We start from the raw sequence: 23,752 nt of genomic DNA, 5'->3' as shown, positions 1-23,752 counted from the left end.
CAGGAGACGGTTCCATGCTCAAGTTGACCCGCATTGCTGCCGTCGCCCTGATCGGGCTGGCCGTGCTGCTGGCGGTGATCGCCTTGATGATCGGGCGCAAGCAGGCCGCGCCGGCCACGGTTGCCCCGGTCGCGCGGAGCGATGCCCAGGCGATCACCGTGGTGGAGGCGGTGGCACGCCTGCCGGCCGGCGAACCGATCTCTGCCAACGGATTGCGTCTGGCACAGCGCAGCGCCCCGGTTGCCGGTGCCGCCACCAGCATTTCCGCCGTGGTCGGAAAGGTACCGGTGCAGGACATCGCCGAAGGCACGGCGATCAGCAGCAATGCACTCGCGCAGGGATTCTCGCTGCAGCTGCGCCCCGGGGAACGCGCACTCGCGGTCCCGGTGGACGAGCTGGTGGGTGCCGGCAACCGCATCCTGCCGGGTGATTTCGTCGACGTGTTCCTCAACCTGCGCACTGCCCAATCCAGCGCCAGCGGCCCGGCCGATGCAGCACAGACGCGCCTGCTGTTGTCACGCCTGCGCGTGCTCAGCTATGGCCAGCAGGACATCGCCCCGTCCAACCATGACGCTGTTGCCAGCACTGAAGCCGATGCCCGCAACGATCCGCGCGCCGCTGACATCACCGGAAGCAGCAGCACCCAGAGCACGGGCAGCGAGACTGCCCAGCCCGCACGCAGCGCGGTACTGGCGGTACCGGTGGCCGACGCCAACCGGCTGCTGCTGGGTGCACAGCAGGGCAAGCTGTTCCTCGCCCTGCGCAACCCTGCCGATTCCGGCCAGCCCGATCTGGCGCTGTTCCCGCAGGCACGCGGGGTGATCGATCCGCTGCGGGGGCTTGATGCGGAGCAGCAGCTTGCGCTGCAACGGCCAGAGAATCACGCCTTCGCCGGCATCGACGGCGATGCGTTGGCCGGGCGCAGCAACACACCGGCGCGCAGCGCCCAGGATGCCCCGGCACGCGCACCCGCACCGCGGCGCAGTGCCCCGCGCGCATCGGGTATCGAAATCATCCGAGGCGACAGCTCCGCCCCCCGTGGTTCCCTTTGACCTGCATCGAGCGCATCCATGACCGAACGTCGCCGCAGTCCACGCCCTTCCCCCCGCCAGCGCTGGCTGGCCCTGCTGCTGGTGCTGCTGGCACCGGCGACGAGCGTGGCCGCCGACGACCTGGTGCTGCAGGCGCGTGAGCAGCGTCCCTGGACCCTGCCGGGCGATCTGGAGCGGGTCGCCATTGCCGATCCGGGCGTGGCCGATATCGTGATGCTGCGCGGCCAGCGCCAGGCATTGCTGGTCGGCAAGGCGCCCGGCACTACCACGCTGCTGCTCTGGCACCGAAAGCAGGCCGAACCACAGCGCCTGCAGGTGCGGGTACAAAGCGCGGTGCAGGGTGCGGCCGACACCGGCGCGAACGGGCTGGTATTCACCCAGCAGGACAATCAGGGCCTGCTGCAGGGAAGCACCGACAGCGTGCTCTCGCACATGCAGGAACAGAAGACCGCCGCCATGGCGCTGGGCAAGGAGGGCCTGCTTGCCGACGCATCCACGGTGAGCAGCGGCGGCGTGGTCCAGGTCGAGGTCAAGGTGGTCGAGTTCAACAAGACCGCATTGAAGCAGATCGGCATCAGCTTCCAGAACCGCAACGGCAACTTCGCCTACGGCTTCGCCCGCCCGGGCGGCCAGTTGCCGGGCAACACCGGCATCCTGCCCGGCATGAAGGAAGGCAACTCCGGCAACGAAGCCGAATCACCCATTTCTTCGGCCTTCCGCCTGGTATTCGGCTCGACCAAGGGCCTGTGGAATGCCGACGTCGACCTGCTGCAGAGCAATGGCATGGCGCGCGTGCTGGCCGAGCCGACACTGGTCGCGCTGTCCGGGCAGAGCGCCAGTTTCCTGGCCGGCGGCGAGCTGCCGATCCTGGAACCGCAGGGGCTGGGCACCACGACGATCACCTACAAGCCCTTCGGCATCGGCCTGACCGTGACACCGACGGTACTGGCGCCGAACCGCATCGCCCTGAAAGTCGCACCGGAAGCCAGTGACCTGGACTACAGCAACGCCATCGCGCTCAACGGCGTGCAGATTCCCTCGATCACCACCCGCCGTGCCGACACCACGGTCGAGCTGGGCGATGGCGAGAGCTTCGTGATCGGTGGCCTGGTCAGTTCCAACGTGGTGTCCAGCGTCGGCAAGATCCCGCTGCTGGGTGACCTGCCGATCATCGGCTCGTTCTTCCGCAACTTCGACTACAAGCGCCAGGACAAGGAACTGGTGATCATCGTCACGCCACGCTTGGTGAAGCCGCTGGCACGCAACACCGACCTGCCACTGCCCGGTGACCGCGAAGCCAAGCCGCACATGCCCGAATGGGGCGCCTGGCTGCTGGGTCCGATCAGCCAGGACCCGGTGCCCGGCTTCTCACGCTGATTCCATGATGCCTGCGATACCACGCCCATGCCCTATGCCACTGCCCAGCCGCTGCATCCGCAAGGACCGCCGATGAACCTGGTCCTGTATGGAATGGATCGCGAACTGCTGCCCCGGCTGGCGGCCAAACTGCCGCCGACCACTACCCTGCACTGGCAGGACAGCAGTACGCCGACCTCCGCCCAGGATCTGCAACGTGGGCCGCAGAGCCTTGTGCTGCTCGATTTCCGCCCCGAACATGCGGCCGCCTCCAGCGTGCTGGCGCAGCAACTGCAACAGACAGAGCCGGATCTGGCATTGGTTGCCGTCGGTGCCACCAGCGCCGGCCAGGTGGAAGGCGTCGTCATCGCATTGCGGGCGGGCCTGCGTGATGTGCTGGATCTGGACAGCGACAACGTCGGCATCGAGGCCGCGCTGCGCCGCGCCCTGTCGCCACGACCAGCTGCCGCCGCGCAGCACGCGCACAAGGCGCGCCTGATCGTGCTGCTGGGCGTGCGCGCCGGGGTCGGCACCAGTACGCTGGCCGCACACCTCTCGGTGCTGGCACAGCAGACCCGTGCGCTGGCACAGGGCGAGGCACTGCTGCAGGACGGCCTGCTGATGGAGCTGGCCCAGCCTTCGGGTGACCTCGCGCTGTACCTCAACCTGGACAGCCGCTTCCATTACGAAGACGCGCTGCGCAACGCCAGCCGCATCGATGCCACCCTCGCCCGCACGGCCATGGCCCGTCACGATTCCGGGCTGGTGCTGCTGGACCGCGCCAGCGGCAGCGATGCGGTACCGCCGTCCGATCCGGGTGCGTTGCTGCAGCGCCTGCGCACCGTGTTCGCCAGCGTGCTGTGTGATGCCGGTGGCTGCCCGCTGCGTCAGCTGCCGCCGCTGCTGCTGGACCAGGCCGACGAGATCTGGCTGGTCACCGATGCCTCCATCGCCACACTGGTGTCGCTCGACCAGGCACTGAAGCATCTTGCCGGGCAGCGCGAACGCGAGAAGCGCCTGCAGCTGGTGATCAACCGCCACGATGACAGCAGCGGCATGAGCCCGGAGCAGATCGCGCGCCGCTTCGAGGTGCCCCTGCTGGCGACGCTTCCCGAACGACCGCGCGTGCGCCTGGCTGCCAGCCAGGGCCACCTGCTGCTGCAGGATGCACCGCGCGACCCCTACCTGCGTGCCCTCGCTCCGCTGGTTTCGCGCCTGGATCCGGCTGCTTGCCCGGTCCAGGCGCAGGGCCTGCGGGAAAGACTCTCCCTTGCCCTGGGTGGATCGCAATGGAAGACAAGGTAACCCCGTTCCCGCATGCCGTTGCCCGGCCGGTGCTGCCCGAAAGCTCGCCGGGCCACCAGCCGTTCGCGCAGACCGAGCAGTACCAGAAGGTGCTCTCGGCCGCGCATGAGCACCTGCTCAACAGCATCGAGGACGAGCGCATCGACATCGATTCCTGGGCCCCCGACACCATCGCCCGTTGGGTGCAGGTGCAGACGGTGGGCTTCATCCAGGAGTGGCGCATCCCGATCAACGAAGAGGAAATGCAGGTGGTGGCCAACGGCCTGGTCAAGGAGCTGACCGGCTTTGGCCCGCTGGACGACCTGCTGCACGACGCGTCCATCGAAGACATCCTGATCAACGGTTTCAAGGATGTGCACGTGTCCCAGGGCGGCCAGCTCAAGCGGGCCACCCAGCGCTTCACCGACGATACGCATCTGCTGCGCATCCTGCGCCGCATCCTCGCCCCGCTTGGGCGCCGGCTGGATGACTCCAATCCGATGGTCGATGCGCGCCTGCCCAACGGCGGCCGTCTCAACGCGATCATCTCGCCACTGGCGGTGGATGGACCGATGGTGTCCATCCGCAAGTTCCGCAAAGACCCGTTCACCCCCGATGAACTGCTGGCCAAGGGCACCTTCGATGCGCCGATGCAGGCCTTGCTGAAGGCGATGGTGCTGGGCCGCTGCAACATCCTGGTATCCGGCGGCACCAGCTCCGGCAAGACCTCGCTGCTGAACGCCCTGGCCAGCTACGTCCCCGCGAACGAGCGCGTGATCACCGTCGAGGACACCGCCGAGCTCTCGCTCAACCACCCGCATGTGGTCCGCCTGGAAAGCCGTATCGGTGGCGCCGAAGGCCACGGTGCGGTCAGCATCCGCGATCTGGTCCGCAACAGCCTGCGCATGCGCCCCGACCGCATCGTGGTGGGCGAGGTGCGCGGCGCCGAGGTCCTGGAAATGCTGCAGGCAATGAACACCGGCCACGACGGCTCGATGGCCACCATCCACGCCAACTCACCGCGCGACTGCCTGTACCGGATCGAGATGCTGGCCGGCTTTGCCGGCTTCCAGGGCAGCGAGGACAGCCTGCGCCGGCAGATCGCCAGTGCCATCGACTTCATCGTGCAGATCTCGCGCCTGGGCAGCGGGCGCCGCGTGCTGGTATCGATCACCGAGATCACCGGTGTCAGCGACAACCTGATCACCACCCAGGAAATGTTCCGCCACGAGCTGCAGATCGACGGCAACGGCAAAGAGATCGATCGCTGGGTCGGGCTGGGCTTCCATCCGCACTCACACAAGCTGGAGCCGTTCCGCCAACAACTGCGCGAATCGCTCTACGGAGACTTCTGAGCATGGGAACCGGCGCGCTGCTGGGCATGTTGAGCATCATCGCGGTGCTGCTGGCGCTGGCAGCCTGGCTGTGGGGCACGGCCAGCAGCCGTGAACAACGCCAGGTTTCAATGCGGCACGCCGAGCAGCAGCTTTCGCGCGGAAGCGCCACGGGCGGAGCACCCGCCGGGCCGTCCGTCACCGCTGCCAACGATCCGGCGCGGCCCGCCAGCACCGGGCGCCGCGTGCTGCCGCTGGATGGCCTGCTGCAGCGCGCAGGGCTGCAGACCGGCTGGAAAATTCCCATCATGCTGCTGGTACCGGGGCTGGTACTGTCGGTGGTGGCGATGCTGCGGCTGGGCACCGCATGGATGTTTCCGCTGACCCTGCTGCTGTACCTGCTTGGCTGCTGGCTGTGGGTGATGCGGCGGACCACGAAGCTGCGTGCGCAACTGCTGCATCAGCTGCCGGACTTCCTCGACAATCTGGTGCGGCTGACGGCACTGGGCAACAGCCTGCAGGCCGCGTTCCAGGTTGCTTCGATGCAGACCAGCGCGCCGTTGCGCGGGCTGCTGGACACTACGGTGCGCTTTGCGCGCAGTGGCATGGAGCTGGACCGTGCACTCGCACAGGCCTCGCATCCCTATCGCATGGATGTGTTGAAGGTGTTGTCGGTGGTGATCGGTGTCAGCGTGCGCATCGGCGGGCGCTCCGACCAGATCCTGCAGCGCATGGGCGATTTCATGCGCGATCTGGAACAGGCCCAGCAGGAGCTTGCGGCAACGACCTCGGAGACGCGCATGTCAGCCTGGGTGCTGGGCCTGCTGCCACCGGCCTGCGCGGTGCTGATGGCGATCGCCAGCCCGGACTTCTTCCAGCCGGTGCTGCACGATCCGCTTGGCCACAAGATCCTGCTGCTTGCACTGGGCATGGAGCTTGTCGGTGGCTTCCTGCTGTATCGCCTGGCCAAATCGCTATGAACCACCCCCGCCCCGCCGGAGACGACCGATGAGCGCCAGCGCCTGGTTCGCCCTCTCCCTGCTCGTACTGGCTGCAGGTATCGCCCTGCTGGGTATCGGCGGCTGGGTACGCAGCCATCGTGAGCAGCGTACAACGGCCACGTTGAAGACCGCCCTGCAGCCGCGCGAGGCGTCCCGTGACCCCGAACCTGCACGGCACGATTCGCTGGGCTGGCTCGAACGCTTCGGCCGTGCCCTCAGCGGCGGCCGCCTGGAAGCGGCATTGCTGGCCAATGAAGACCGGCTGCTGTTGGATCTGGCCGGGTGGAACACCCGCCGCGGTACGGCCATCTACCTCGGCCTGCGCCTGCTGCTGGCCGTGCTGGTGCTGGCACTGGTGCTGACATTCAGCAGCGTCACCGGGCTGGCCAGGATCATGGTGATCATCGGCGCCTTGGCCGCTGGCCTGCTGCTGCCCAAGTTCATTCTCTCCTCCTGGGTGAAGCGCCGTCGGCGCGCGGTCGACAACGAGCTGCCGCTGCTGATCGACCTGCTGCGCCTGCTGCAGGGCGTGGGCTTCAGCATGGACCAGAGCCTGCAGACGCTCGGCGACAAGCTGCGCGATGCATTGCCGGTCCTCGGCGGCGAGCTGCAGGAGGCCAACGTCGCCTATACCCATGGCCGCACGCGCGCACAGTCGCTGCGCCGGCTGAGCGAGGTCTATGCAGACGATGACCTGACCAGCCTGATGCAGCTGATCCTGCAGGTGCACGCCCATGGTGGCGCGGTGCAGGAGCCGCTGCGGCAGTTCAGCATCCGCCTGCGCGAACAGCGTCGCAACACGCTGAAGGAAAAGGTCGGCAAGCTCTCGGTGAAGATGACCGTGGTGATGATGCTGACCCTGCTGCCAGCGCTGATGCTGGTCCTTGCCGGCCCGGCGCTGGTCGCGCTGGCCACTACCATGTCCAAGATGGGGTCCCCCTGATGCCTGCCCTGCGCACTTCCTGCCTGATTGTTGCCCTGGCCGCCGTTGCCGGCGCCAGCGGCTGTGCATCGACCACACCGAAGTACCTGCGCGCGCCCAGCCTGGCCGCGCCCGAACCGGCGCCGCAGGACAGCCGCAATGCCTACCTGGAGCTGATCGAACGCATGCAGCAGCAAGGCGCATGGTATGCCTCGCTCGCCCACGTCGACGCCTTCCGTCAGCGCTACGGCGATCCTCCGGCATTGCGTCTGCTGCAGGCCGACGCGCTGCGCGAGACCGGCCAGGCCGATGCTGCGATCGCCCTGTACCGCGATCTTTCCAGTGGTCCCCAGGCTGCCGCGGCCGCACATGGCCTGGGCCTGATTGCCGCGCGCCGCGACGACGACGCCGGCAGTGAGCAGGCACTGGCGCGGGCGACCGAACTGCAGCCATTGAATACAAGCTATCTCGGCGACCTCGGCTATGCGCGGCTGCGCGCCGGGCAGTTCGAGCGCGCGCGCGAACCCCTGGCCAAGGCGCTGGAGCTGTCGCCGGGCAATGCCAAGGCCACTGCCAACCTCGCGCTGTGGGCGGTGCTGCGTGGCGACACCACCACCGCCGAACGCCTCGCCCAGCAGGCCAACCTCAACGACGAGACCCGGCTCAGCATCCAGCAGCAGGCGGCGCAGATCCGTGCCCGCCTGCAGCAACGCCAGGCCGCATCGGCCGCTGCCGCAGCCGTGCCGGCCACTGCGCGTGCTCTCGCCAGAGATGCCGTCGGCAACCCGCCCGCCGCCACGCGACTGGCGGCGGAACCACGCCGCGACAGCCGCGACGAACGCGATCCGCAGCGCCTGCCGCCCTCGATGCTGGAACGCTTCAGCACCTCCGACCACCCGAACGGGAACACACCATGACCGCGACGCCCCTGACCCGACGCCTGCTGCCCGTTCTGATCTGCCTGTTACCGGCCACTGCCGTGCAGGCGCAGCAACAGCCGCTGACCGGTCAGATGCTTGGCGGCAGCACGCCGGCTGTGCCGACGCCGCAGCCGCTGCAGTCCGAGTCACTGGCCACCGTGGACCTGATGGCCCCGCCAGCACCGGTGCCGCAGGCGGCGCCCGCAGCAGTGGCCATCACCGATGGCAATGCTGCAGCCGCGCGACCCGGCCGCAGCCAGATCGGCGATACCACGCGCAACCTGTTCCGCCTGCAGGCATCGGGGCAACAGGCCGGGCAGCACCTGCCGATCCTCGGCGACCAGGCGACGCTGAGCTACGCCCGCTACATGAAGAGCTTCGAACACGAGATCCCGGACTTCTTTGAAACCGATGTCGCCAAGTCCAAGGGATCATCCTCATCCGGACGCTGAGGTAGGCCATGAAACGCCCACGCCAGTTCAGTTTCAGCCGCCCACGGGGCGGCATGTCGATCACCATGATGCTGGTCATGCTGGCGTTGCTGGCGATGCTGGGCCTGATCGAGATCGGTTACCTGTTCTGGGCCAAGCGCGATGCGCAGAAAGTCGCTGATCTGGCCGCACTGGCGGGAGCGCAACGGCTGGAGCTGTGCACCTCGGACAACAGCGACAACAGTGCTGCGCGGCAGAGCGCACTCACCCAGAACAGGTTCGCTGGGAGCCTGGAAATCCGTTGCGGAAACTGGAACGTGACCCGGGCCACCGAGGGTCACTTCAGCCCGGCCGTCGATGCTGCGAATCAACGCAACGCCGTTCGTGTCATCACCCGCCGCGCGGTGCTTCCCTTCTTCGGGCAGAACAGCAGCCTGCCGACCGTGACCGCCCAGGCCGTGGCGCGCCGTGCAGAGCCCACGGCGGTTTTCAGTGTCGGCTCGCAACTGCTCCGCATCAACGGCAACACGCCACTGGGAAATGTCCTGAAACTGGTGGGTGCCGACCTCGACAAGACCACCCTGCTCGGCTACGACGGCCTTGCACAGGCGCATATCACCCCGAACGGACTGCTGCAGGCACTGGGCATTCCGATCGACGTCAACATGGGCGTGGCCGAGTTCAACAATCTGCTGGCGGGCCGCAAGGTCAAGCTGGGCAAGATCCTTCAGGCGACCGTTGACCTGCTCACCCAGCAGGGCGTTGCCCACGTGGACCTGAGTGCGCTGGAGAATGCCCTGGTCGTGCAGGGCATCGACCTCAAGCAGCTGGAGGTGAAACTCGGCTCCGATGACAGCGGCGGCGGCTTGTTCGCACGCGTGGTCGCGCCGGATGGAACGATTTCCAGCGCGCTGCAGGCCGATGTCAATGTGCTGGACCTCATAGGGACCAGCATCAGCATAGCCAATGGCGGCCGCGCGGTCTCGGTCAATGACCTCAACCTGTTGGGCCTGGTCAATGCGAAAGCCGCCGTGGTGGAGCCGCCGTCGATCGCCATCGGAGGCATTGGCTCGCGCGCCTACAACGCGCAGATCCGCGTCTTCCTCGACATCGACACCAACAACATCCCCGTTGCAGGCGGCGTACTTTCACTGCTGGGCATCCGCCTGAAGCTGCCGGTCCATGCAGACGTGACCAATGCAATGGCGACCCTGACCAGCCTGCAATGTGGCAGTACGCCTCCCACGGCGACGATCAAGGTCGAGTCCTCCGTGCTGCGCGCCTGCGTCGGCAAGGTGGCCGACAGCGAGCGGTTTTCCAAGCAGAATGTCTGTGGCGACACCCTGCAGAAGGAACAGATGCTGACACTGCTCGGCGCCCCGTTGATAAATGACAGCATCAAGGTCAATACGCTGACCGACACGCAAAGCCTCACCCTCCCCGCCGGCGCGACCGGTTCAACCCAGGTCAACTCCCTGGAGGTGGGCACCGCCGTGTCCGAGCTGGTCAGCGAACTGCTGCGCGTACTGTCCGGGGTGCTCGATCCGCGCGACGATGGCATGAGCCAGGGCTCGACCGCAGCGCAGTTGGCCGATCGCTACCTGAAAGCAGCCAACGTTGGTCGCAAGCGATACGATGTCGACGCAACCATCAAGCTGCTGGAATTCGGAGACAGTACGCAGGGATTGAAACCACTGGGAAACTGGGACATCACCAAGGGGGTACCGACCAGCTGTGTGCTGGTGACCTGCATGGTCGACGGCAAGGTCTGGCAAGGATTCCGCAACGCAGTGACCGGGGTTGGCTCGGGGCTCCTCGATGGCGTCCTGGGAGCGCTTGTGGGTGGGCTGCTGGTCAAGCAGTGCAACAGCCTGATCGGCGCCCTGGATGACACCACCTACAACAATTGCATGAAGTACAACCTGACTTCCTACCTGCAGACCGCCGATGCCGGGTTCCTGGACCAGTTCGCCGGCGACGGCGTCACCGCCCCCGGCAATGGCCCGGTCAGTTGTTCGGGCCTGCTGTGCTTCCTGCTGAAGCCCGCCCTGGACGTCCTGAAGCCGCTGCTCAACAGTGTCGGCTCGCTGCTGCGCTCGCTGCTGGCCCAGGTACTGGGCCTGGAACTGGGCCGTACGGATGTGCATGTCCAGTCCATCCAGTGCACGCCCGCACAACTGGTCTACTGACCCGTGACGGGCGCCCTTGGCGGCGCCCGCGCACATGCTAGACTCCCGGCGGGGAACCACCTTCATCTCAACCCACACTCATCCGTGGATGGTCTAGACATGCGAGAAACTTCAGGGGGCGCGGTCTTCGCCCGGCACGCGCGCGGCGCGGCACTGCTGGCCGTGACCATGATGCTGGTGGCACCGGCGGCGATGGCTGCCCGTAGCGACCGCGAAGCAGCCGCAGAGCCGGCCGCACGTACCGCACCGGTGGTGCGCAACACCGTTGACGAGCTCAAGCAGCTGATGGATGCCCGCCAGCTGACCGAGCTGCGCACCACCTACAACGGCAATTACGGCGCCAGCCTGCTGTTCAATGCCAACACCCTGACCTACTACGTCGCCCTGTTCCAGGAGAAGAATTTCTGGCGGGTGATCAAGACCGATGCCGTCGACAACGCCGAGCGTGTCTACCGCACCTTCGCGCAGCAGTCCGAGCAGCTGGCCCAGGTCTACATCGACACCACCCGCCTGGAGGCCGGCAAGCGCTATACCGAGCGCCTGGTGGCCTACAACGAGGAACGCCTGCGCGCCCTGCAGCAGGAAATGGAACAGCAGCAGGCACAGTCGGCCCAGGTCAGCGCCGCCCTTCAGCAGGCCCAGCAGCAGGCGGTCAGCCTGAGCAGCGACGTGCAGAGCACCAACAGCCAGTTGGATTCCCTGCAGCGCCGCATCCAGATCCTGCAGGCGGAACAGGGCAACCCGGAGCTGAGCCTGCCCAAGCCGGACAGCGTGCCCTCGCCGGCACCGGCGGCTGCCAGCGACGGTCGCTGAGGTCCAGCACCTCGCATCCTGTCCAACGGCGCCTGCGGGCGCCGTTGTCGTTTCCGGCACCATTTCGTTTCAGCGGCACGCCTCATGCACGGCATCGTCCAGTTGCCGGCGCTGCACGAAGTCCATGCGCTTGCCATTGGCCAGCACCTTTGCGCGTTGCTGCCGCGCGTGCTCACAGGCGGCAGGATCCGCGCTGATCGATATCAGTGCGGCCCGCGCACGCGCCTGCGGTACCACACGCGGACGGCTTGAGGCTGGGCTCGCCGCCTTGGCCACGGTTGCACCCGTTGAGGCCGGCTCCGCCGGCACCTCCCAGCGCCATTCCGCATGCCCCTGGCACGGCGTCTGCTGGTAGACCGGATGCGGCCCGTCCACGCATTTGTAGACGTTGGTCTGAGCGTGCGCGCCCGCGGCCAGCAGCAGGCACAACAGTGGACTCCAACACGCATTCAACATCGCAGGCTCCTCAGCAGGGCTATCGCCATCCTCAATGCCGGAACGGCTTCGTGCCAGAGCGATATGCGTCACATCCGGTGTAATCCAGCACAGCCGTGCAAGTCGCCGGCCTGGCGCTGCGCTGTACTGCCGGAGGCACCGGCACAACTGCCAGTGCCTTCCCTCCCTTCCGCCAAGGAAACCGCAATGAGCAACTTCGTCACCGTCGCCGACGGCGCCCGCATCTTCTACAAGGATTGGGGTACCGGCCAGCCGATCGTGTTCGCCCACGGCTGGCCGCTGTCGTCCGATGCCTGGGACCCGCAGATGCTGTTCATGGGCCAGAACGGCTTCCGCGTGATCGCTCACGACCGTCGCAGCCACGGCCGCTCCAGCCAGACCTGGGACGGCAACAACATGGACACCTACGCCGATGACCTGGCCGCAGTGATCGAAGCACTGGACCTGAAGGATGCGATCCTGGTCGGCCATTCCACCGGTGGCGGCGAAGTGGCCCACTACATCGGCCGCCACGGCAGCAAGCGCGTGGCCAAGGTGGTGCTGGTCGGCGCGGTGCCGCCGCTGATGCTGAAGACCGAAGCCAACCCGGCCGGCACCCCGTTGGACGTCTTCGACGGCATCCGCAAAGGCACCGGCGGTGACCGCTCGCAGTTCTTCAAGGACCTGACCACGCCGTTCTTCGGCGCCAACCGCGACGGCAACACCGTTACCCAGGGCATGCGTGATGCGTTCTGGCTGCAGGGCATGCTCGGTGGCGTCAAGGGTCAGTACGACTGCGTGCACGAGTTCTCGGAAGTGGACTACACCGAGGACCTGAAGAAGATCGATGTGCCGGCGCTGGTCGTGCACGGTGATGACGACCAGATCGTGCCGTTCGATGCCTCGGCCAAGCTATCCTCGCAGATCATCAAGGACGCCGAGTTGAAGGTGTACCCCGGTGCGCCGCACGGCCTGACCGTTACCCACGCCGACCAGTTCAACGCCGACCTGCTGGCGTTCGCACGCAAATGATGTCCCGCGGTGGCGCCCCAGGGCGCCGCCGCTCCTTCGGTAGTGCCGGCCGCTGGCCGGCAACCCGATCATCCATCGTGATCACGCGCAGCCGGCCAGCGGCCGGCTCTACCACCTGCGGGTCAGATGTCGGTGTGGTGATGCGGCACGGCGGCAGGCAGCGGGTCATGCCCACCCACGAAGTGGCGTACCACCGGTGCGCGCTCACCGCGATGCAGTTCCCGCAGCACTTCCTGGATCGCCTTGTCGTCGGCGGTGATGCGCTCGTGCTGGCGCAGGTGCTCCAGCCACGACGGGGTCACAAAATACTCCAGGTGGATGCCCGGGCTGGCCACATCCTCGACCACGCCCCAGACCACGGCCCCATCGCGGCGGCGGATCGTGCCCAGCGCGCGCATCTGCGCCTGGAACGCGGCACGATCAGCATCGTCGATGCGGTACTCGATGGTGACCAGCACCGGGCCGCGATCGTTCGACACCGGCACCGACAGCTCTGGTGCCGGCCAGTGCCCGGCCGGACGCAGGTTCAGGTCTTCGGTACCGGCGATGCGCACGCGCCACACCAGCAATCCGCCGATCACCGCACCTGCGGCAGCCACCAGCAACGCCAGCTCCGGCGAGGTACGCTGAGCCAGCGCACCCCAGCTCAGGCCACCGGCCGCCATGCCGGCGGAGAACACCATGATGTACAGCGCCAGTGCACGCGCGCGTACCCACGCTGGTACCGCGGTCTGGGCGGCAATCTGCAGTGACGACAGCACGGTGATCCAGGCAAAACCGTTGATCAGCATCACCAATGGCAGCACGTACCAGCTGCGGGTCAGCGCCAGCCCGACCAGGCTCAGCGCAAGTGAGAGCGTGGCCAGCAGCACCAGCAGGTCGCGATCCATCTGCGCGCGCAGCTTCGGCAGCAGCAAGGCACCGCCCACTGCACCGATACCGATGCAGCCCAGCAGCATGCCGTACTGCCCGGCCCCACCGTGCATCTGCCCACGCACCACCACCGGCAGCAACGCGTTCATCGCCGCGGCAAAGAAGAAGAAGCCGACCGACTTGATCAGCACGGCCTGCAGGCGTCCGGCACGGCTGGCATAACGCAGGCCCGCCTTCAACCCTGCGCCAAAACCCTCCGGCGGCAGGCTCGACTGCTTCGGGTCGCGCTTCCAACCCCACACCACGAACAGCATCGCGGCGAACGTGATGGCGTTGAAGCCGAACGCCCAGACCGCACCGAGCTGGGCGACGATCACGCCGCCGATGGCGGGGCCGATCGATCGCGCGATGTTGATGCCGATCGAGTTCAGCGCCACCGCTGAGGCCAGCATCGGCTGCGGCACCAGTTCGGACACGATCGCGGCCTGCGCCGGCATCGCCATCGCTGCACCGCACCCCATGCAGAAGGTCAGCAGCACCAGCAGCTGCGGGGTCAGCATGTCCATCGCAGTCAGCGCCGCCATCGCTGCCGCGACCAGCAGCATCCAGCCCTGGGTCGCCAGCAGGTACCTGCGGCGATCGACGATGTCGGCCAGCGTTCCGGCGGCCAGTGCCAGCAGCACGATCGGCACGGTGGTGGCCGACTGCACCAGGGCCACCATCAACGGTGAGCCGGTACGTTCGGCCATCACCCAGGCGGCGGCCACGTCGTTGACCCAGGTGCCGATGTTGCTGGCCAGGATCGCCAGCCAGATCGAGCGGAACATCCTGATCTTCAGCGGGGACCAGGCACCTGCGGCCGGTGCGGGGGGATGCGACGCGGTTGCGTTCACCATTGCCATGCTCCAACGATCGAGGCAAACAGCGTGTCCTGGCCACCGGCCTGCTTCAGCGCAGGACCCGCATCGACCCAGGCCAGCTGCAGCTGCCATTGCCAGTGTTCGCTGGCCTGCCAGCGGGTTTCGGATTTGTATTGGGTGCCTATCCGGCGTGCACCTCCGGCCGTGCCGGGCAAGGCCACCAGGGGTGCCGGCGTGGTGTACACCGCATCGGCACGACGATGCTTCCAGGCCATCTGTACGCCCAGCTCCGTCGTCACCGCGTCGTGCAGGCGGAGGGTCAGGGTCGGCTGGACGTCCATCAGGTTGGCCGGGGCCAGCAGGCTGGCCTCGCTGAAGTAGGCCGATTTCGGGAACAGTGCATTGAAGGTTCCCAGGCGGCCGTCATGCAGATTGCCATCGCCACTGGCGATGTCCGCCTTCAGTCCCAACCGCGGTTGCAGCGGCAGGGCCGTCCAGCGCCAGCCGGTGTCGGTGGCCAGCGTCCAGGCGCGGATGTCGAGCGTAGCTGCCGAGGTGCGCAGTTCACCGCCCTGCGCCACCAGTTCACTGTTCCAGTCCAGTGAACCGGACTGGCCGAACCAGCGCGCACCCACGGTCTGCCGCCGTTCGATGCCGAAACCCGCCGAGAAGCGTGCTCCTTCCCGGCGGTAGTCCAGCAGGTACAGATCCCACTGTCCTGCGCCCTGCCCGCGTGCCGTGGTGGCATAGGCACCCCACAGGTGGGCACCGTGTTCGCCATGATCATCGAAGGCTCCCGGCCGGTTCTGCACCGGCCGCAGCGCCATCAGGTCAAGCGTGCCGAGGCGGCCCTTCCAACCCAGGCGCGCACCATCGAAGGCCAGGCGGATATTCGGCCCATCGCGCACCGACAGCAGCCGCGAGCTGCCATAGCCGGCTTCCTGCCGGCCCAGTTGCAGGTGGAAGCTGCCACGCTGCCAGCGCCAGTACGCCTGCTGCACGTCCAGCGCGCTGCGGTCGGTGCGGCCTGGGCCGCCTGCCTTGCCATTCTCGGCATGCACGCCCAGCTGCAGCTTCGCCTGCCAGCTGTCCTCCGCATAGGTGGCCGAGGCCAGCGCGCGCAGCAGGCCGTAGCCATCTTCACTGCCACCGATGCCGAACCGGGTCGGGTCGTAGTACAGGCCACGCAGGCGCAGCGAGGCGTCCCACCGCAATTGGCCGTCGCCGGCGCCAGTGCAATGGCCACCCTCGCAGGCCAGCGCCAGCGATGGCACTGCCAGCAGCGCCAGGCTCAGAACGCGAAGCACGAACATCCCATCGCGCCCCAGAACGCGGTCAGGTCATCGGTGGGCGCCGCATGCTGCGCGGCATGCCCGTGCACGCCGTGGGTACTGCAGGCCGCGCCGTGATGGTGGCGATGGGCAGTGGCCAATCCGGTGGCGGCGCCCCCGACATGGTAGCCACCGAAACGGTTGACCGGCGACCAGTCCGGCATCGCCGGCGGCAGCTGCGGCGCAAGCCCCGCATAGTCGCCGTCGGCATGCACGATGCGCCCACCGACCACGGTCAGCACGCTGGTGATGTCGGCGATCTGCGCATCGTCAACGCGGAAAAAATCGGCCGAGAGCAGGATGAAGTCGGCCAGCTGGCCGGCTTTCAGGGTGCCCTTCACCGCCTCGTCGCCGGAGAACCAGGCGCTGCCCTGGGTCCACAGGCGCAGCGCCTGTTCGCGCTCCAGCAGATTCTCGTCGCCATACAGGGCCAGGCCACCGACGGTACGCCCGGTCACCAGCCACGACAGCGCCACCCATGGGTTGTAGCTGGCCACGCGGGTGGCGTCGGTACCGGCACCGACCGGCACGCCTTCGGCCAGCATGCGCCTGACCGGCGGCGTATGCCGCGCGGCCTGCACGCCATAGCGCTCGACGAAGGCTTCGCCCTGGTAGGCCATGCGGTGCTGCACGGCGATGCCGCCACCCAGCGCGCGGATGCGCTCGATGTTGCGCGGGGTGATGGTCTCGGCGTGGTCGATGAACCAGTGCAGGCCATCGAACGGCACCTCACGGTTCACCTGTTCGTAGACATCGAGAATGCGGCTGATGCTCTCGTCGTAGGTGGCGTGGATGCGGAACGGCCAACGCTTCTCGACCAGCAGCTTCACCACGTCGTGCAGTTCCGGCTCCAGTTCTGGTGGCAGCTCCGGTCGCGGTTCGTTGAACAGCTCGAAATCAGCCGCGGAGAACACCAGCATCTCGCCGGCACCGTTGTGGCGCAGCAGGTCATCGCCCTGGCGCGGCTGCAGGATCTCGCTCCAGCCACGGAAGTCATCCACTTCCCTGCCCTTGTTCTGGGTGAACAGGTTGTAGGCGATGCGCACCGTCAACTGGTCATCGCGGTGCAGCTGCTCGATGACCTGGTAGTCCTCGGGGTAGTTCTGGAAGCCGCCGCCGGCGTCGATCACCGAGGTGATGCCGAGCCGGTTCAGTTCGCGCATGAAGTGGCGCGTCGAGTTCGCCTGGTATTCGATCGGCAGGCGCGGGCCCTTGGCCAGCGTGGCGTACAGGATCAACGCATTGGGTTTGGCCAGCAGCAGCCCGGTCGGGTTGCCCAGCGAATCACGCACGATCTGCCCGCCCGGCGGATCCGGCGTGTCCCTGGTGTAGCCGCAGGCGCGCAGCGCGGCACGGTTGAGTAGTGCGCGGTCGTACAGGTGCAGCAGGAACACCGGGGTATCCGGCGCGATGTCATTGAGCTCCTGCAGCGTCGGCAGGCGCTTCTCGTTGAACTGCGCGGCAGTGAAGCCACCGACCACGCGTACCCACTGCGGAGCGGGCGTGCGGTCGACCTGGGCCTTCAGCATGTCCAGGGCGTCGCCCAGCGAACGCAGGCCGTCCCAGCGCAGCTCCAGGTTGTAGTTCAGGCCACCACGGATCAGGTGGGTGTGGCTGTCGTTGAGGCCGGGTAGCAGGCGCCGGCCCTGCGCGTCGATCAGGGTCGCTTCATTGCCCCAGCCACGCATGATGTCCTCGTCGCTGCCAACGGCGACGATACGCCCGTCCTGAACGGCCAGCGCCTGCGCATGCGGCTGCTGCGGATCGAGCGTGGTAATGCGGGCATTGCGGATGACCAGCGTGCTCATGCGACGCTCCTTGGAAGTGGAATCGAGTGCAGCACCGGCGCGACCGGCCAGGCTGAGCGCAACAGCGGCACCGCTGGCCAGCACCACGTTGCGGCGGCCGTGATCGAGTGGATCGTGACTCATGCGAGGTCTCCCGGAAGTCGGTGGACGTCCAGCGCCCAGGTGCCGGGCCCGGCCAGCGCGATGGCCAGCAGTACCGTGGTCCACATCACCGGGTACTCACTGCCGCCGCGCATCCAGAACCAGCCCTTGGGCAGGGCCAACAGGACGGTGAAACCGATGAAGGCGGCCGCCGCAAGCGCAGCGATGCGGGTCTGCCATCCCAGCAGCACGGCCAGCCCGGACAGCACCTGCAGCAGGGCCAGCAGCAACGGCAACGGTGCCGCTGCCGGCAGCCCGAAACCGCGCAGCTCGGCAGCAAAGCCGGACAGCCCCGGTCCACCGAACCAGCCGAACAGCTTGCCCAGTGCGTGCGGCAGCAGGAAGCCTCCTGCCGCCACGCGCAGCATCAGCAGGGCCAGGTCGAGGCCATGGCCAGCCACCATGCTCAGTGCCCGCCTTCCTGCGCGCCGAACATGCGCTTGGCGTACTGGATGCCGATGCCGTAGCCGCCGGCGTGGTCGCGGGCAATGCCGGTGGTCAGGTCGTAGGTTTCACCCCGTGCCCAGTCGCGCTGCAGCTCAAGCAGGTACTGCACGCTGGTCATCGGCACCGCGCCGGCCTGCACCATGCGGGTGATCGCACGCTCGTGCGCTTCTTCGCTGACATCACCACAGGCATCGGTGATCACATATACCTCGAAGCCCTGCGCCAGTGCCGACAGCGCCGGGCCGACGATGCAGACGCTGGTCCACAGGCCGGCGATGGCCAGACGGCGCTTGCCGATGCGGTTGATCTCATCGATCACAGGCTGGTCTTCCCAGGTGTTCATCGAGGTGCGATCGAACACCGTCTGGCCCGGAAAGATCTGCGGCAGTTCCGGGAACATCGGCCCGGAGAACGATGCTTCGGCGACTGTGGTCAGCACGACCGGTACATTGAAGCCCTTGGCGCCCTTGCCGATCAGCGACACGTTGTTGCGCAGCGCGGAGATGTCGATGGTGTGGGTGGCGAACGCCATCTGCGACTGGAAGTCGATCAGCACCAGGGCGTGGTCGGTCGGCGACAGCAGCGCCGGGGCGGGAGTGGCGGTGGCAAGGCTCATGGGTGGACTCCGTTGGAAACACGATCAAGGGGATGCAACAGGGCGGCATCGCCGGCAACGTACTGGCCGGGGCTGCAGCCGGTCTCCGCGCGGAAGCTGCGGACGAAATGGCTCTGGTCGAAGAAGCCCAGCTGCTGGGCGAGGCAGGCCATCGGCAGCTGCGCGCACGGCAGCAGCTGGCGCGCGCGCTCGATGCGACGGCGGCGGACATAGCGCAGCGGGCTGGCGCCGGTACCGGCGCGGAACAGGCGTACCAGATGGAAGCGGCTGACGCAGGCGGCCGCCGCCAGCTCGGTCACCCGCAGCGGCTGCGACAGGTGTTCATCGACATAGCGCAATGCACGCTGCAATGCTGCGACCTGCTGTGGTGCCAGCGACGCAGCGGGGAATTCCTGTGGAGTAACGGTGGCCATCGAGGTCGCCGCGAGGGGGTGGCCCATGGTGCGGGGCGCCTGCACGATGCCCTACCCCCGTCGGTCGAGGCCAGCACCTACCCGAATGGGGGAGGCCGGCGGCCGATCACGCGGCGACCGAACAGCCGTGCGTCCAGCGAATAGGCGCCCGGCCCCAGCACCAGCAGGGCCAGAGGCAGCAGCGCCAGTGGCCAAGGCCCGGGCAGCGTGGACAGACCCAAGGCCGCCATCACTGCCGCCAGTGGTGTCAGCACACCAAGTGCGAGCATCGCTACGGCCAGCAGGTACAAGGCCGACCACCAGCCGCCTGGCATATCGGGCCCGCAAAGAGCGGCCGCAACGCACAGCCGCAGCCACAGCAGGCCGAGGCGCGGGCCACGGTCGGGAAACATCACGAACAGGCGCTGCATGACCGGGCTCCACGGGGCATGCCGGCGTGATATCGGAACGGACCGCGTGCCGCCTACCCCGTTCGGGTCACCCTGGCCTGCCCCGCACCTGCCAGAATGCGCACCATGCGTGGCCGCCCCTTCCCGTTCCTGCGTCGCTTACCGGCGCTGCTGACGTGCCTGCTGTTGATGACCGCCCTGCCCGCGCTCGCCGTGCAGCGCCCCGCCCTGAGCAGCGGACTGCCCGGCTACGAGCACACCGCATGGCGGGTCGGCCAGGGTGCGCCTGGCGATATATGGGACATTGCGCAGGACCGTGATGGACTGCTGTGGCTGGCGACCGGTTCTGGCCTGTACCGCTTCGACGGCCGCCGTTTTGAACGCCAGGCGCCACCACCGGGCAGCAGCTTCCCGTCCACCAACATGGTCACCCTGGCAGTCGGGCGCGATGACGCAATGTGGATCGGCTACTTCCAGGCCGGCATCAGCCAACTCGCACGCGGCCAACTGCACAACTACGGTCGGCAACAGGGCGTACCGGTCGGCGTGGTGCCGCACTTCAGCCAGGACCGCGAGGGCCGCCTCTGGGCAGCGATCAATGGTGGGCTGCGCTGGTTCGATGGCCGGCGCTGGCAACCCCCGCCGGCCTCCGCCGGGCTGCCGGAACACCGCGTGCAATGGGTGTTGCATGACAGCCGTGGCACGTTCTGGGTACTGGCGGATCTGAAGATATGGATGCGCGGACCCCACCAGGCGGCCTTCATTGATACCGGCATCGCCGTCTCGCAGATGGCAACACTGGTGGAGAACCCGCAGGGTGAGGTGTGGCTGGCCGACCGCGTCCGTGGCGCCTCGCCACTGGCAAACGCACATGGTCTGCTGACCGGGCCCGAACGTGAGGCGAGGCGCCTGCCCGACCTGGTCGCTGCCCGCATGCAGTTCACCACCGACGGCGCGCTGTGGGCGACGATGAGCCCGCATGGAGGCGTCGCCCGGGTCACGTTCGACGGCACCCGAGCCGTGCGCATGGAGCGCTTCGATTCACCGCATGGCCTGACGGCCACCTCGGCGGTGCCGATCATCGCCGACCGCGAAGGCAACCTCTGGGTAGGTACCAATCTTGGCCTCAACCGCTTCCGCGCGCGCAGCGTGCACACCCTGGCGGTCGGCCCCAGTGATCCCTACCGCTCGCTGGTGCGCACCACTGACGGACGGGTCTACGGCTACGGTGAAGACCTCAAGCCCTACGACCTGCGGCGGTCCCTGCTGGAAGGCAGCGCCGCACAGCTGCAGGCCGCAGCGCGGCAGGCACCTGCGCCGATCTGGCAGTTCGATTGGGTCAATCTGGCGCGCACTGTCGAAGGCCGTACCACGCTGATTCCGCTGCCCGCGCCGTTCACCGGGCAGCCGCTGCACGCCCTGCTGTTTCCCGACGAGACGCAGGCCTGGGTATGCACGGGCGAACGCGGTGTGCTGCATTACCGGGACGAGCAATGGCAGCGGGCGAGTCGCCTGCCCGAGCAGGCCTGCTCCTCCCTGGCGCTGGACGCCCATGGCCAGCTGCTGCTCGGTTACGCCGATGGTCGCGTGCGCCGGATGGGCACCACGACCATCGATGCCTTCGGCGCAGCGCAGGGCCTTTCGGTAGGGCCGGTGACCGCCCTGCTGCAGCATCAGGACCTGCTGCTGGTAGCCGGCGAAGCCGGACTCGCCGCACGCATCGGCGAGGGGCCCTTCGTTGCAGTGCGCACCGACATGGCCGGCGTCCTCGAAGGCATCACCGGCATGGTCGCCGATGCGGGCGGGCATCTGTGGCTCAATGGCAGCCGAGGCCTGGTGCGTCTTGAGAGCAGCCTGTTGCGCCGAGCAATGCAGGCAGGGCAGCAGGTGACGCCCCGCCTGTTCGATGCGGTGGATGGCATGCCCGGCATTGCCCTGCAGAGCGGGCCGATCGCCACCGCCACCCTGGCCGACGACGGTCTTCTGTGGCTGGCGACCAACCAGGGCCTGGCCTGGCTGGACACTAAACGTTCGCACGTCAACACACTGGCACCCAGCGTTCGCATCGGCGACGTGCTGTATGGCAGCGAACAGCAACCACTGCGGGACGGCCTGCGCCTGCCGGCCGGCACCAGCCAGCTGCAGATCGACTACGTGGCGCTTTCACTGGCCCGCCCGGAGCGCAACCGCTATCGCTATCGACTCTCCGGCGTCGATGACGGCTGGCAGGACGCAGGCAGCAGCACCCGCGCCTATTACACCAACCTGGCGCCGGGAAGCTATCGCTTCGACGTGGAAGCCGCCAATGAGGACGGCATCTGGAGCACGGTCCCGGCCAGCCGCAGCTTCCGCATCGCGCCCACCTTCATCCAGACCGTGTGGTTCAAGCTGCTGTGCGTGGCCGCCGTGCTGGCGCTGCTCGTACTGGCCGTGCGCATCCGAAGTGGCCAGCTCGCCGCGCTGTTCCGCGCGCGCCTGCAGGAACGCAACGGCGAGCGCGAGCGCATCGCGCGCGACCTGCACGACACCTTGCTGCAGGGTAGCCAGGGCCTGATCCTGCGCCTGCATGCAATCAGCCAGTCCGCGCAGACGCCAGAAGCAGTGCGCGGCCAGCTGGAGTCGGCGATGCAGCTGGCCGAGCGCAATCTGGCCGAGGGCCGCGAACGCGTCAACGCATTGCGCGACGGCCCTTTCGCCGGCCGCGACCTGGCTTCGGCATTGGCCGATGTGCATGCCGAGTACGCGGGGCATGGCACCAATCCTCTGCGCCTGACCGTTGAGGGCGCGACGCCACCACTACAGGCCGATGCCGCGGAGGAAGTGTTCCTGATTGGTCGCGAGGCCATCCGCAACGCGTTGCGCCACGCCAACGCCAGCGCCATCGAAGTGGAGCTGTCGTACGGCACGCGTTGCTTCCTGCTGCACGTGCGCGACGATGGCGTCGGCATCGCCGACGAGAACGCCGGCCATGGTCATTGGGGCCTGCAGGGCATGCGCGAACGTGCACAGCGCCTCGGTGCGGAACTGCAGCTGTGGACCCGCGCCGGGCTGGGGACCGAAGTCGCGCTGGCGGTTCCCGCCCGGCGCCTGTATCACCGCCGCCCATCGCGTTGGCGCTGGCCCTGGAGTAAAGCAAACCATGACTGAGTCCCCTGCCCCGATCGGCGTGCTGGTGGTCGACGACCACCCGTTGCTGCGTGACGGCCTGGCGGCGCTGCTGGGCGCCCATTCCGACCTGCGCCTGCTCGGCGAAGCCGCCGATGGCGAGGAAGCCATCGCACGCTACCAGCAGCTGCGGCCCGACGTGGTGCTGATGGACCTGCAGATGCCACGCCTGGATGGCGTCGAAGCGATCGTACGGATCCGCGCGATGGACCCGCGTGCGCGCATCATCGTGCTGACCACCTACCGCGGCGATGTACGCGCGGTGCGGGCCCTGCAGGCGGGTGCCAGCGCTTATCTGCTGAAGGACATGCTGCGCCACGAACTGGTCGACACCATCCGCATGGTGGCCGGTGGCCGCCGTGCGCCGATTCCTCCAGCGGTGGCCGCCAGCATCGCCGCGCATGTGATCGAAGACCGCCTGTCACCGCGCGAGACCGAGGTACTGCGGCACGTGGCCGGTGGCCTGTCGAACAAGCGCATCGGCGAGCGCATGCAGATTTCCGAGCAGACGGTGAAGGCCCACATGAAGAGCCTGATGGACAAGCTGGGCGTGGGTGATCGCACGCATGCGGTGACCCAGGCGCTGAGGCGCGGCATCATCAGCCTGGACGACAGCGGTCACGATTAGGGGGTTGTTCGGCAGGGCTTGCAGCCCTGCACCCGCGGCAGTGCCGGCCGCTGGCCGGCAACCTCAACAGCAAAAGCGGGCTTTCCGTGGGATGGCGGACCGGTGCCGGAGTGCGGGGACGCGGCAAGTACGTCCCTGTAAGCTTGGCAGCCGCATCCGTGCGGCTGACACCCCGCACTCCGACACCGCCCCACCTCTGACAGATTCCGATGGCGGTTGGTAGGTGTCGACCTTGGTCGACACTTCTGTCAGATATCGAAATCAATCTGACCCCAAGAGCCGTTCCAACACACCGCAGGAAACTGTCGAAGG

At 67.5% G+C, this 23,752-nt stretch carries 21 protein-coding genes; 13 read left to right on the top strand and 8 right to left on the bottom strand.

Annotated features, from left to right (window positions below; genetic code table 11):
* Positions 1 to 14: 14 nt before the first annotated feature.
* The 10 genes from cpaB (at position 15) to ARC63_RS15885 (ending at position 11,302) form a co-directional block, all read left to right on the top strand.
* On the top strand, positions 15 to 1,052 hold the full coding sequence (cpaB, locus tag ARC63_RS15930) for a Flp pilus assembly protein CpaB (RefSeq protein WP_057503792.1): 1,038 nt from the start codon (positions 15 to 17) through the stop codon (positions 1,050 to 1,052).
* 18 nt (positions 1,053 to 1,070) lie between these two features.
* The gene (locus ARC63_RS15925; RefSeq protein WP_010485136.1) at positions 1,071 to 2,429 is read left to right on the top strand and encodes a type II and III secretion system protein family protein; all 1,359 of its coding nucleotides are present in this window, start codon (positions 1,071 to 1,073) and stop codon (positions 2,427 to 2,429) included.
* Between the two features lie 27 nt (positions 2,430 to 2,456).
* Positions 2,457 to 3,713, top strand: coding sequence for a CpaE/TadZ family protein (locus ARC63_RS15920; RefSeq protein ID WP_010485134.1), 1,257 nt, complete (start codon positions 2,457 to 2,459; stop codon positions 3,711 to 3,713).
* Complete coding sequence (locus tag ARC63_RS15915) at positions 3,698 to 5,047, top strand: TadA family conjugal transfer-associated ATPase (RefSeq protein ID WP_010485132.1); 1,350 nt, start codon at positions 3,698 to 3,700, stop codon at positions 5,045 to 5,047. The genes ARC63_RS15920 and ARC63_RS15915 overlap by 16 nt, the downstream gene beginning before the upstream one ends.
* A gap of 2 nt (positions 5,048 to 5,049) precedes the next feature.
* Positions 5,050 to 6,006: a type II secretion system F family protein gene (locus ARC63_RS15910; protein WP_049410331.1), complete on the top strand. Its 957-nt coding sequence runs from the start codon at positions 5,050 to 5,052 to the stop codon at positions 6,004 to 6,006.
* Between the two features lie 28 nt (positions 6,007 to 6,034).
* Positions 6,035 to 6,970 (top strand): type II secretion system F family protein, encoded by a 936-nt coding sequence (locus ARC63_RS15905; protein WP_010485128.1) that lies wholly within the window; start codon positions 6,035 to 6,037, stop codon positions 6,968 to 6,970.
* Positions 6,970 to 7,866, top strand: coding sequence for a tetratricopeptide repeat protein (locus ARC63_RS15900; RefSeq protein WP_010485125.1), 897 nt, complete (start codon positions 6,970 to 6,972; stop codon positions 7,864 to 7,866). Before ARC63_RS15905 ends, ARC63_RS15900 begins: the two co-directional genes overlap by 1 nt.
* Positions 7,863 to 8,321 carry a DUF3613 domain-containing protein gene (locus tag ARC63_RS15895; protein WP_053443197.1) on the top strand — a complete coding sequence of 153 codons (459 nt, stop codon included), beginning with the start codon at positions 7,863 to 7,865 and terminating at the stop codon, positions 8,319 to 8,321. Before ARC63_RS15900 ends, ARC63_RS15895 begins: the two co-directional genes overlap by 4 nt.
* Positions 8,322 to 8,329: 8 nt before the next feature.
* Positions 8,330 to 10,489, top strand: a complete 2,160-nt coding sequence (locus ARC63_RS15890) for a TadG family pilus assembly protein (RefSeq protein WP_010485121.1) — start codon at positions 8,330 to 8,332, stop codon at positions 10,487 to 10,489.
* Positions 10,490 to 10,588: 99 nt separating this feature from the next.
* Positions 10,589 to 11,302 (top strand): DUF2968 domain-containing protein, encoded by a 714-nt coding sequence (locus tag ARC63_RS15885; protein WP_053443198.1) that lies wholly within the window; start codon positions 10,589 to 10,591, stop codon positions 11,300 to 11,302.
* Between the two features lie 69 nt (positions 11,303 to 11,371).
* On the opposite strand, the gene ARC63_RS15880 is transcribed toward ARC63_RS15885, so the two are convergent.
* Complete coding sequence (locus tag ARC63_RS15880; RefSeq protein ID WP_057503791.1) at positions 11,372 to 11,758, bottom strand: hypothetical protein; 387 nt, start codon at positions 11,756 to 11,758, stop codon at positions 11,372 to 11,374.
* A 186-nt stretch (positions 11,759 to 11,944) separates the two neighbouring features.
* Here ARC63_RS15880 and ARC63_RS15875 point away from each other — a divergent pair, with 186 nt between their 5' ends.
* Positions 11,945 to 12,769 carry an alpha/beta fold hydrolase gene (locus ARC63_RS15875; protein WP_049455073.1) on the top strand — a complete coding sequence of 275 codons (825 nt, stop codon included), beginning with the start codon at positions 11,945 to 11,947 and terminating at the stop codon, positions 12,767 to 12,769.
* Between the two features lie 122 nt (positions 12,770 to 12,891).
* Here the strand turns inward: ARC63_RS15875 and ARC63_RS15870 are convergent, their stop codons facing one another.
* The 7 genes from ARC63_RS15870 to ARC63_RS15840 form a co-directional block, all read right to left on the bottom strand.
* A complete protein-coding gene (locus tag ARC63_RS15870; RefSeq protein ID WP_057503790.1) occupies positions 12,892 to 14,538 on the bottom strand; it encodes an MFS transporter in 1,647 nt (548 codons plus the stop codon).
* Positions 14,532 to 15,815, bottom strand: coding sequence for an alginate export family protein (locus tag ARC63_RS15865; protein WP_057503789.1), 1,284 nt, complete (start codon positions 15,813 to 15,815; stop codon positions 14,532 to 14,534). Before ARC63_RS15865 ends, ARC63_RS15870 begins: the two co-directional genes overlap by 7 nt.
* Positions 15,794 to 17,641, bottom strand: a complete 1,848-nt coding sequence (locus tag ARC63_RS15860; RefSeq protein WP_197657190.1) for an amidohydrolase — start codon at positions 17,639 to 17,641, stop codon at positions 15,794 to 15,796. The genes ARC63_RS15865 and ARC63_RS15860 overlap by 22 nt, the downstream gene beginning before the upstream one ends.
* Before the next feature lie 119 nt (positions 17,642 to 17,760).
* Positions 17,761 to 18,186 (bottom strand): DoxX family protein, encoded by a 426-nt coding sequence (locus ARC63_RS15855; RefSeq protein ID WP_057503787.1) that lies wholly within the window; start codon positions 18,184 to 18,186, stop codon positions 17,761 to 17,763.
* A 2-nt stretch (positions 18,187 to 18,188) separates the two neighbouring features.
* Positions 18,189 to 18,845: a hydrolase gene (locus tag ARC63_RS15850; RefSeq protein ID WP_057503786.1), complete on the bottom strand. Its 657-nt coding sequence runs from the start codon at positions 18,843 to 18,845 to the stop codon at positions 18,189 to 18,191.
* Entirely contained in the window at positions 18,842 to 19,285 is a 444-nt protein-coding gene (locus ARC63_RS15845) for a helix-turn-helix transcriptional regulator (RefSeq protein ID WP_057503785.1), read from the bottom strand. The genes ARC63_RS15850 and ARC63_RS15845 overlap by 4 nt, the downstream gene beginning before the upstream one ends.
* A gap of 50 nt (positions 19,286 to 19,335) precedes the next feature.
* Entirely contained in the window at positions 19,336 to 19,668 is a 333-nt protein-coding gene (locus ARC63_RS15840) for a hypothetical protein (protein ID WP_057503784.1), read from the bottom strand.
* 96 nt (positions 19,669 to 19,764) lie between these two features.
* On the opposite strand from ARC63_RS15840, the gene ARC63_RS15835 reads away from it, so the two are divergent.
* Positions 19,765 to 22,794 carry a sensor histidine kinase gene (locus ARC63_RS15835; protein ID WP_054171955.1) on the top strand — a complete coding sequence of 1,010 codons (3,030 nt, stop codon included), beginning with the start codon at positions 19,765 to 19,767 and terminating at the stop codon, positions 22,792 to 22,794.
* The gene (locus ARC63_RS15830; RefSeq protein ID WP_057503783.1) at positions 22,787 to 23,440 is read left to right on the top strand and encodes a response regulator; all 654 of its coding nucleotides are present in this window, start codon (positions 22,787 to 22,789) and stop codon (positions 23,438 to 23,440) included. The genes ARC63_RS15835 and ARC63_RS15830 overlap by 8 nt, the downstream gene beginning before the upstream one ends.
* Positions 23,441 to 23,752: the final 312 nt, after the last annotated feature.

Origin of the sequence: Stenotrophomonas geniculata ATCC 19374 = JCM 13324 (genome assembly GCF_001431625.1) — a bacterium.
Lineage (GTDB): Bacteria > Pseudomonadota > Gammaproteobacteria > Xanthomonadales > Xanthomonadaceae > Stenotrophomonas > Stenotrophomonas geniculata.
The sequence above is the reverse complement of the archived record's forward strand: the minus strand, read 5'-3'. Positions and strand labels throughout refer to the sequence as shown.

What these genes read in the sequence shown, in the direction of transcription:
- cpaB (WP_057503792.1), top strand. Translation starts at nt 15, where the DNA reads ATGCTCAAGTTGACCCGCATTGCTGCCGTCGCCCTGATCGGGCTGGCC.
- ARC63_RS15925 (WP_010485136.1), top strand. Translation starts at nt 1,071, where the DNA reads ATGACCGAACGTCGCCGCAGTCCACGCCCTTCCCCCCGCCAGCGCTGG.
- ARC63_RS15920 (WP_010485134.1), top strand. Translation starts at nt 2,457, where the DNA reads ATGCCCTATGCCACTGCCCAGCCGCTGCATCCGCAAGGACCGCCGATG.
- ARC63_RS15915 (WP_010485132.1), top strand. Translation starts at nt 3,698, where the DNA reads ATGGAAGACAAGGTAACCCCGTTCCCGCATGCCGTTGCCCGGCCGGTG.
- ARC63_RS15910 (WP_049410331.1), top strand. Translation starts at nt 5,050, where the DNA reads ATGGGAACCGGCGCGCTGCTGGGCATGTTGAGCATCATCGCGGTGCTG.
- ARC63_RS15905 (WP_010485128.1), top strand. Translation starts at nt 6,035, where the DNA reads ATGAGCGCCAGCGCCTGGTTCGCCCTCTCCCTGCTCGTACTGGCTGCA.
- ARC63_RS15900 (WP_010485125.1), top strand. Translation starts at nt 6,970, where the DNA reads ATGCCTGCCCTGCGCACTTCCTGCCTGATTGTTGCCCTGGCCGCCGTT.
- ARC63_RS15895 (WP_053443197.1), top strand. Translation starts at nt 7,863, where the DNA reads ATGACCGCGACGCCCCTGACCCGACGCCTGCTGCCCGTTCTGATCTGC.
- ARC63_RS15890 (WP_010485121.1), top strand. Translation starts at nt 8,330, where the DNA reads ATGAAACGCCCACGCCAGTTCAGTTTCAGCCGCCCACGGGGCGGCATG.
- ARC63_RS15885 (WP_053443198.1), top strand. Translation starts at nt 10,589, where the DNA reads ATGCGAGAAACTTCAGGGGGCGCGGTCTTCGCCCGGCACGCGCGCGGC.
- ARC63_RS15880 (WP_057503791.1), bottom strand. Translation starts at nt 11,758, where the DNA reads ATGTTGAATGCGTGTTGGAGTCCACTGTTGTGCCTGCTGCTGGCCGCG.
- ARC63_RS15875 (WP_049455073.1), top strand. Translation starts at nt 11,945, where the DNA reads ATGAGCAACTTCGTCACCGTCGCCGACGGCGCCCGCATCTTCTACAAG.
- ARC63_RS15870 (WP_057503790.1), bottom strand. Translation starts at nt 14,538, where the DNA reads ATGGTGAACGCAACCGCGTCGCATCCCCCCGCACCGGCCGCAGGTGCC.
- ARC63_RS15865 (WP_057503789.1), bottom strand. Translation starts at nt 15,815, where the DNA reads ATGTTCGTGCTTCGCGTTCTGAGCCTGGCGCTGCTGGCAGTGCCATCG.
- ARC63_RS15860 (WP_197657190.1), bottom strand. Translation starts at nt 17,641, where the DNA reads ATGAGCACGCTGGTCATCCGCAATGCCCGCATTACCACGCTCGATCCG.
- ARC63_RS15855 (WP_057503787.1), bottom strand. Translation starts at nt 18,186, where the DNA reads ATGGTGGCTGGCCATGGCCTCGACCTGGCCCTGCTGATGCTGCGCGTG.
- ARC63_RS15850 (WP_057503786.1), bottom strand. Translation starts at nt 18,845, where the DNA reads ATGAGCCTTGCCACCGCCACTCCCGCCCCGGCGCTGCTGTCGCCGACC.
- ARC63_RS15845 (WP_057503785.1), bottom strand. Translation starts at nt 19,285, where the DNA reads ATGGGCCACCCCCTCGCGGCGACCTCGATGGCCACCGTTACTCCACAG.
- ARC63_RS15840 (WP_057503784.1), bottom strand. Translation starts at nt 19,668, where the DNA reads ATGCAGCGCCTGTTCGTGATGTTTCCCGACCGTGGCCCGCGCCTCGGC.
- ARC63_RS15835 (WP_054171955.1), top strand. Translation starts at nt 19,765, where the DNA reads ATGCGCACCATGCGTGGCCGCCCCTTCCCGTTCCTGCGTCGCTTACCG.
- ARC63_RS15830 (WP_057503783.1), top strand. Translation starts at nt 22,787, where the DNA reads ATGACTGAGTCCCCTGCCCCGATCGGCGTGCTGGTGGTCGACGACCAC.